At 56.8% G+C, this 6849-nt stretch carries 5 protein-coding genes and 1 pseudogene; 5 read left to right on the top strand and 1 reads right to left on the bottom strand.

Annotation, left to right across the window (positions count from 1 at the left end; all coding sequences use genetic code 11):
• A partial coding sequence (locus tag FXV83_RS32335; protein ID WP_148743632.1) for an IS91 family transposase occupies positions 1–1010 on the top strand: 1010 nt, incomplete at its 5' end.
• A 290-nt stretch (positions 1011–1300) separates the two neighbouring features.
• Here the strand turns inward: FXV83_RS32335 and FXV83_RS32330 are convergent.
• Positions 1301–1768, bottom strand: coding sequence for an Lrp/AsnC family transcriptional regulator (locus FXV83_RS32330; RefSeq protein ID WP_148743631.1), 468 nt, complete (start codon positions 1766–1768; stop codon positions 1301–1303).
• Between the two features lie 1352 nt (positions 1769–3120).
• On the opposite strand from FXV83_RS32330, the pseudogene FXV83_RS32320 reads away from it, so the two are divergent.
• The 4 genes and pseudogenes from FXV83_RS32320 to FXV83_RS43165 form a co-directional block, all read left to right on the top strand.
• A pseudogene (locus FXV83_RS32320) lies at positions 3121–3581 on the top strand (3-methyl-2-oxobutanoate hydroxymethyltransferase); the annotation flags it as partial.
• A 13-nt stretch (positions 3582–3594) separates the two neighbouring features.
• On the top strand, positions 3595–4446 hold the full coding sequence (gene panC, locus FXV83_RS32315; protein WP_148743629.1) for a pantoate--beta-alanine ligase: 852 nt from the start codon (positions 3595–3597) through the stop codon (positions 4444–4446).
• Between the two features lie 1075 nt (positions 4447–5521).
• Positions 5522–5722 (top strand): hypothetical protein, encoded by a 201-nt coding sequence (locus FXV83_RS32305; protein ID WP_148743628.1) that lies wholly within the window; start codon positions 5522–5524, stop codon positions 5720–5722.
• Between the two features lie 42 nt (positions 5723–5764).
• Positions 5765–5920, top strand: a complete 156-nt coding sequence (locus FXV83_RS43165) for a hypothetical protein (protein WP_187436310.1) — start codon at positions 5765–5767, stop codon at positions 5918–5920.
• Positions 5921–6849 lie beyond the last annotated feature (929 nt).

Genomic DNA, 6849 nt, shown 5'->3' with positions numbered 1-6849 from the left:
GCCGCTCGCGCAACTGCCCCAAGTGCCAATCGCTCGCGCGGGCAGAATGGATCGAGGCCCGACAAGCGGAGCTTCTCGATACCCAGTATTTTCACGTTGTTTTCACCATACCCGACCAAATCGCAGCGATCGCATTCCAGAATGCCGGCACCGTGTACGATATTATGTTCCGCACAGCTGCAGAGACGTTGCGGACTATCGCTGCCGACCCCAAGCACCTCGGTGCCGAGATCGGGTTCTTTTCTGTCCTTCATACTTGGGGCCAGAACCTCCTTCACCATCCCCACCTCCATTGCGTTGTTCCTGGAGGAGGACTGTCCCCGGATGGCAGCCGCTGGATCGCGTGCCGGCTCGGCTTCTTTCTTCCCGTGGCCGTGCTTTCCCGTCTGTTCCGGCGCCTATTTCTCAGCGCCTTGCAAAAGTCGTTCGATACCGGCGAGCTACAATTCTTCTCGTCGCTGGAACCGTTGCGTGATCCGGCTGCGTTTCAGCGTTATCTGAACGATGTCCGCAGAATCAATTGGGTTATCTACGCCAAGCCGCCATTTGGCAGCGCCGAACAAGTTGTGCACTATGTCGGCCGCTATACGCATCGGGTAGCGATCAGCAACAGCCGTGTCATCGATATCGAAGACGGCAAAGTACGCTTTCGATGGAAGGATTACCGCCACGGAAGCCAGCAGAAAGTAATGACGCTGGACGCCGGGGAATTCATTCGGCGTTTCCTCATCCATGTCCTGCCCGAAGGCTTCAAACGTATTCGCTACTATGGTTTTCTGGGTAACCGCTACCGCAAGCAAAAGCTCGCTCGCTGCCGTGAACTGCTCGGAATGATATCCGCCGATGCTCATTCGGAGCCGGAAGAGCCATCCGATTGCCCCGAGAAGGCTGAGCATTGCAATGCCGCTTCCTTGCGTCAATGTCCATCCTGTCATCAAGGCCACATGGTGTGCGTCGAGGTCTTGCAGCCAGGTTCGTTCAGTGCCGCTCGTTCACCGGACACTTCTTGATGCGAGACCTCGATCAACCAAGAACCGCCACCTTCCATTTCGGAATTCTTCCGGCCGCCGTGGCAGCCGATAGATGCCCTGTTGTCGTTCTTCCGACGTCAAACCTCCGGCGCTTCGCATTTTTCGGCTACCTCGCTTCCCAGATGTCGCTTCCACCCAGTACTTTCGTGATAATGTCCGCTTTGGACTTGTCTCCAGTCCAGATCACGACGTCCACAAATAACGGCGCAGTGATTCAACACCCATAGCTGCAGCGGCGTGCCCGCGGCTTCGTCCAACACGTTTTTAGATTACCGGCGCCCCTCGCGAGTGCTCGTGTTGGGTACCGAACCACGCGCCGCCAATCTAAAAACGCTCTCTATTATGTCAGGGTTCACATAGAAAAACTTCCGGGTGAACTCCTCATAATCCTCCATGGTGCGGGCGGTAACGTATAGGACAAAGTCCGCATCGCCGGTGACGTAGAAGCCGTTGATGACTTCACCTGACGATCTAACGGCCTTCTTGAATTTGTCGATTATATCGGCACGCTCCCGCTCCAGACTCACAAGCACAAGCATTTGAATAGGTCTGCCTACCGCCTTCGGCGAAACGATCGAGATGTCGGCCTCGATGATGCCTTCAGAACGGAGCCTCTTCAGTCGCCGCTGACACGCGGTGGCAGAAAGCCCGGCGAGTTCGCCGACTGCCTCGGAAGTTATGCGGTTGTTTCTTTGCACGATCTCTAGGATGCGGGCATCTATCCGATCGTACCGCATAATCGGACCCCAACCTTGAGGTGAATTTCACCGCAAAATGGCTTCACGGCGCAGAAAATCCTCGGAAGGGTAGCCAGGTTCAGGGTCATTTTCAACTAATGACCGGGGGCGACCCGCGATGGAGGGACGGTGGTCTTCTAAAGTAACCGTCCGATGAGTGGGCGGCGGCCGGTCATTGCGCACTGCGGGGCTCTGATTAGGCACCAGACAATTCCATTTTCAGGGCAGCAGTTCGTGACCGTCGGATTTCGGATTGCCGCCCTTTGACCGCGTAATCGCAAAGAGGGTGGTGCTGATAACTCCAAACGAGTTGCTGTACGCACCCCACCGGCGCCAGTTGAATTCCGTCGAGGAAAGTGGCCCGCACGCGGGATTTAAGCGTCAACGCGCGACTCATTGCATTAATCAAGATCGAAATATCGTTAGAGTCAACAATTAAGACTTGTCCGGCGAAGCACCCCGATGGAGCGCGCCGCTTCGCCAAGGAGGCGCAATTCAGAGCTCAAACTCTTGCGCCCAGTGTCCGTACATGCCGCGAACCGGGTACTCGGCATCGCCAGCGTCGCACTTCACGTGCGGGCATGGTGTTGCGGCGAAGAAAAGGGGGCTATCCACGTAATGCCGACAGGAGGAGAGGAATGCACAACAGCTCTCATAGTTCGCACCGCAGTTCAGTAAGGTGCTGCGCGATATGCGGTGGAAGGTTCGGGCTGATCCGTTACTACTGCTGGCGAACGGCCCTTTGTTCCAAGAAATGCGTCGACCGCTTCAAGGCGCGGCGGGAGGCCGACCATCAATGGTTTCGCTGGTTGCGAGCGGCTTAATACATGGCTTAACGGGGCCCCGCTATGAAATTTATACTCGTGAAGCAAAGGACCCCGCGCGGCGACAAAACCTGCATCGAATGTTCTCGGTCCTTAGGTGCAGGTTACGTGCGAGATGTGCTAACGCGGAGAGGATATTGCGACTACAATTGCTATCGACGCTGACACTTAATGGACATCGCCTTCCCGTGCCTTGCAGCGCGTGCCGATTCTAAGTCCGACACGAAAGATCTCGTTCCTCTTGGGCTCGCAGCCTTGCTGAGTACGGCTTCGTGGTTTGGGCGGCCTCGATCGAGGTCAATGGATCAATCCGGCGGAGCCGTGCCGGCGAACCGTCTACGGCTAAGGGACCTCCCTCGGCTTAAGCTGAGCTTGGTCGTGCGGTGTGCGTCAACGTGACCCAAAACCGCTCCGCATGAGGAAAGAACGGCTGAAAAGTTCTTATTCGACGCTCCAATCAAAGGCCGGATACATTTATCCAAGGCCGCTTAGTCAAGCGCGTCGAAATGGTGCGCGCCTTTCGATCGCGAAAATTCCGTGATGGGCCACCTCGGCCTCACCCCCTCAGAGCGTCAATGTCATGGGTGGGTTCAAGGTGCGGGCCGGAAGGCCGATGACGCTTTGCGTTTGCTCGATGACGCCACCGTCTACAGGAGGCCGGCTGCATCGCTCTCGTCCTGGAGGGTATTCCGGCTGAGCTCGCAGCGCGAGCGACCGAATCCATGAGGATACCGACGATCGGAATCGGCCTCGGACCCAATTGCTCGGGCCAGGTGCTGGTACTTCACGACGCGCTAGGATTGACCGAAGGTCATCGTCCCAAATTCGTTCGGGCCTATGTAGATTGCTTTCAGCTGTTGCAAGAGGTGTTGTCGCGCTGGGCTACGGATGTTCGTAAGGGTGCATTTCCGGCACCACAAGAGTCCTATCGACTTCCTGAAGGCCTTCGCGATAGATTCGCGAACTGGACCCCCTGTAATCCAACGTGATCGAAGACACAACATGCAAACAATAACGACGGTAGCTGAGCTGCGTCGCGTTCTCGCGAGAGCTCGCAAGGCTGACAAGCGCATCGGGTTCGTTCCGACCATGGGTTACCTGCACCAGGGCCACCTGACACTGGTCGAGGCGAGCAGGGCTCAAACCGACGTCACGGTCGTGAGCATCTTCGTCAACCCCGCTCAGTTCGGACCAAATGAGGATCTCAGCACGTATCCGCGCGACTTCTTGCGCGATCAAGAGCTTTGTCGCGATGCGGGCGTTGCGATCGTCTTTGCGCCGGATGTACAGGAGATCTATCCGACTCAATTTGAGACCTTCGTCGAACCGGGCGAGCTCGCAAAACCAATGTGCGGAGCTTTCAGGCCTGATCATTTTCGTGGGGTGGCGACTGTCGTCGGCAAGCTGTTCAACATGGTGCAGCCGGATGTCGCCTTTTTTGGGCAAAAGGATTTTCAGCAATGCGCGGTGGTGCGCCGCATGGCGATTGACCTCAATCTTCCAATCGAGATCGTCACCGTACAAACCGTGCGGGAACCGGACGGGCTCGCGATGAGCAGCCGCAACCGCTATCTAAGCGAGGAAGAACGCCGGCGCGCTCTTGCCATCAGCCGTGGGCTGTTCGCCGCAGCGGATAAGTTTCGCTTAGGAGAGCGCGACGTGGAACAGCTGATTGCGATCGCAAGGGAGCATTTGAATACAGTCGATCAACTGCAGTACCTTGAGCTTGTCGACGCTGATACGCTCAAGCCCGCCGAGAGTCCTCTGCGGCGTACAGCTGCACTATGCGCCGCAGCCTACGTCGGTTCGACACGGTTGATCGACAACGTGATACTGCCGTTGTCGACCCCTTAGTGCGGTTCGCAACCAAACGACGGAATGAGCTCAGAAATGAAATATGAAGTTTTCAGTGAATGGGTTTTTTTCGTGGACGAACAGTTTTTGAGGGACCGGGGTCGGATTATTCGCCATCTAGCGGACAGGCAGACCCTTCGTCAGAATGAGACTGCGGGACTTTGCGGGACGGTACGTATTAGCCGGCCATCTCAGGCGACGAAGAAGGTCTGGGTCCGAATCCTGCAATTTTCATTTGGGACTGCGATGCACTTTCCGGTCCCTTCGGCGCACATCGAGCAGAATTCCGCGGCCAGCCCACCCGCCTATTTGGCCAGGCGCCCTGTCGCTTTTGCCGCACCCGATTGAGGTGTAGCCAATTCGAAAACGCGATGACGCGTGAGCGACGATCTGGAACTCGCTTCTTATGACAGCCGACGCCAAATGTTCTTTGCGAGAAGCGCGCTCCGAAGACGCGGAGGCGACTTACTGCATCACGAAGGCGTCAATCGCCGGCCTTGCAGGGGCGTCCTATCGGAATCAAATCGAGAATTGGATGGGTAAGCCCACGCCGGCTTTCTACGAAGAACTGATGCCAAGGGACGAGTGACCGCGTGTCTGCGCGACGGTGTTGTGGTTGGATTTGTCGACGCCCAGCCTGGTGAGGTAACTCGGCTATTTACCTTGCCTCGAAAGATTTTACCGAAAGCACGGGTTCGGAAGCCTGGGCAGAGGCGACTTCTGCCACGGTCTCGGTGGCGAGCCGATTGAGATCGTACAGATGGAATTGCGATTTCCGGTGCTGCGGTCGGCGAGTTCGCCTCCCAAAGGTACGTCGCGTATGCCAAGACCAATTATCTGGCGACCTGGCGATCGCGGCCACGGCGATTTGTCGGCCAGCACAAGCGCGCCATCGATGCGCTGAACTCCATCGAAACAAGCCGCTCGAACGCAGAATTTAGGCGTCAGGAGAAGCTAGAGAGCGCTCTGTGGCGAGGCGCCGGAGTCGCATAGTTCTCATCCGATCAAACACACTTGAATCGCGAAATGCGAGATGTGCATTATCTTCCTCGCTAGGGATGGGGGAGATCTCCAAATGTTGGATGCCGCTACCACCGCACTTCTGCGCGCGATGCTCGACGAGGTCTGCGAGAGCCTTTCCCCGTACGATACCGGTGCCCGCACCTACGTCGCCTCGAAGATTCTGGAGGCCGCTATCAGAGGTGAGACGACGCCCGACCGCCTCAAACAAATCGGCCGCGAGGCGCTTTCCCAAAGACCGACCATGTGGAGGTAGTCCCTCAAATGAAATTTCCAGGTCACAGTCCTGAAGATCCTGGTGAGCTATCCGGACGAATTCGCACCGATGACTGAGCTAAAGCGTGACATGGCCATTTTTGACGACTTCTGCCTTACCCGCTTTGATTCAAAAGTTGATGCCCGATCGGATGGAACCTGGGGAGCGCACAAATGGCAGGCGTTCAATCAGACCTAGTCTGTTAGGGCTGCAAACGCGGTTCGCGCCAAGGCTCTCAATCCTAGAGCTCTCATGCGCGATTTCTTTGTCTTCGCGGCATGACGGCGGAGCGAGCCGTAATTACGCTGGAAAACGCATTCCCTTCTAACAACGGCAGCAATAGTGCGTCGATTTTCGAGTATCAACTTGTGTGTTGACCGGTCAAACGGCGAAACGCAGCGATTGCTGCTCTCTCGTCTGGGGTGCAATCGAGGATATTTCATGCGCAAATCATGACCTTGTTTCCGGTAGCTTCCTGGCACTGACCGCGGCCAGCGTCGCGCTGCTCGAGCCTGCTCGTCTACATCGGACCACGAGGAGCCGATCGAGATCGTGCATAAGGAAGTGTGAAATCCCGATGGTCTCGCTGCTGTGAACGATGTATTGGCGGCTTCGCGAAGAAGCCGTATCCGAAATCCATCGAAAAAGGCATTAGAACACGGAATTCAGGCGTCAGTGCCGCGACATTGCATTAATCAATATCGCCATATGGCTACTGTGCAGGGGCGAACGTAACCATAGCAGGAGCCGAGGTTTGTGGGGACCGGCAAAGTACAATTGCGCGGCTAAGCCCATCCAATACGACGAAGCAGCAAATGATCTGGCTGCAAGACAACCTGATGCGCCTCGGGAGCGACGTAGTCCGATCCGAGCGCTGGTCGACCGCGACGGGTCAGCTAGTCCGGAATGGAAACGAGGCGGCTGAAACCGCCGGCAAGCTAATGTAACTCCAGCCAGGGCGGCAGGACTATCTTGTTCAAAGCCGCAACCAGAGACCTGTCCGGGCACAACCTTGATGGCAGATGTCTGGACGAATGGATCCTGCTGCTTGTGAGCGCCGCGACGGCGGTGCTTGCCGGCATCACGGCTGCGGACGCGGCCGACTGCCCGCGCAAGGACGCGCTCGG

Origin of the sequence: Bradyrhizobium hipponense, assembly GCF_008123965.1 — a bacterium.
Lineage (GTDB): Bacteria > Pseudomonadota > Alphaproteobacteria > Rhizobiales > Xanthobacteraceae > Bradyrhizobium > Bradyrhizobium hipponense.
This window is presented reverse-complemented; position numbering and strand designations above follow the sequence as displayed.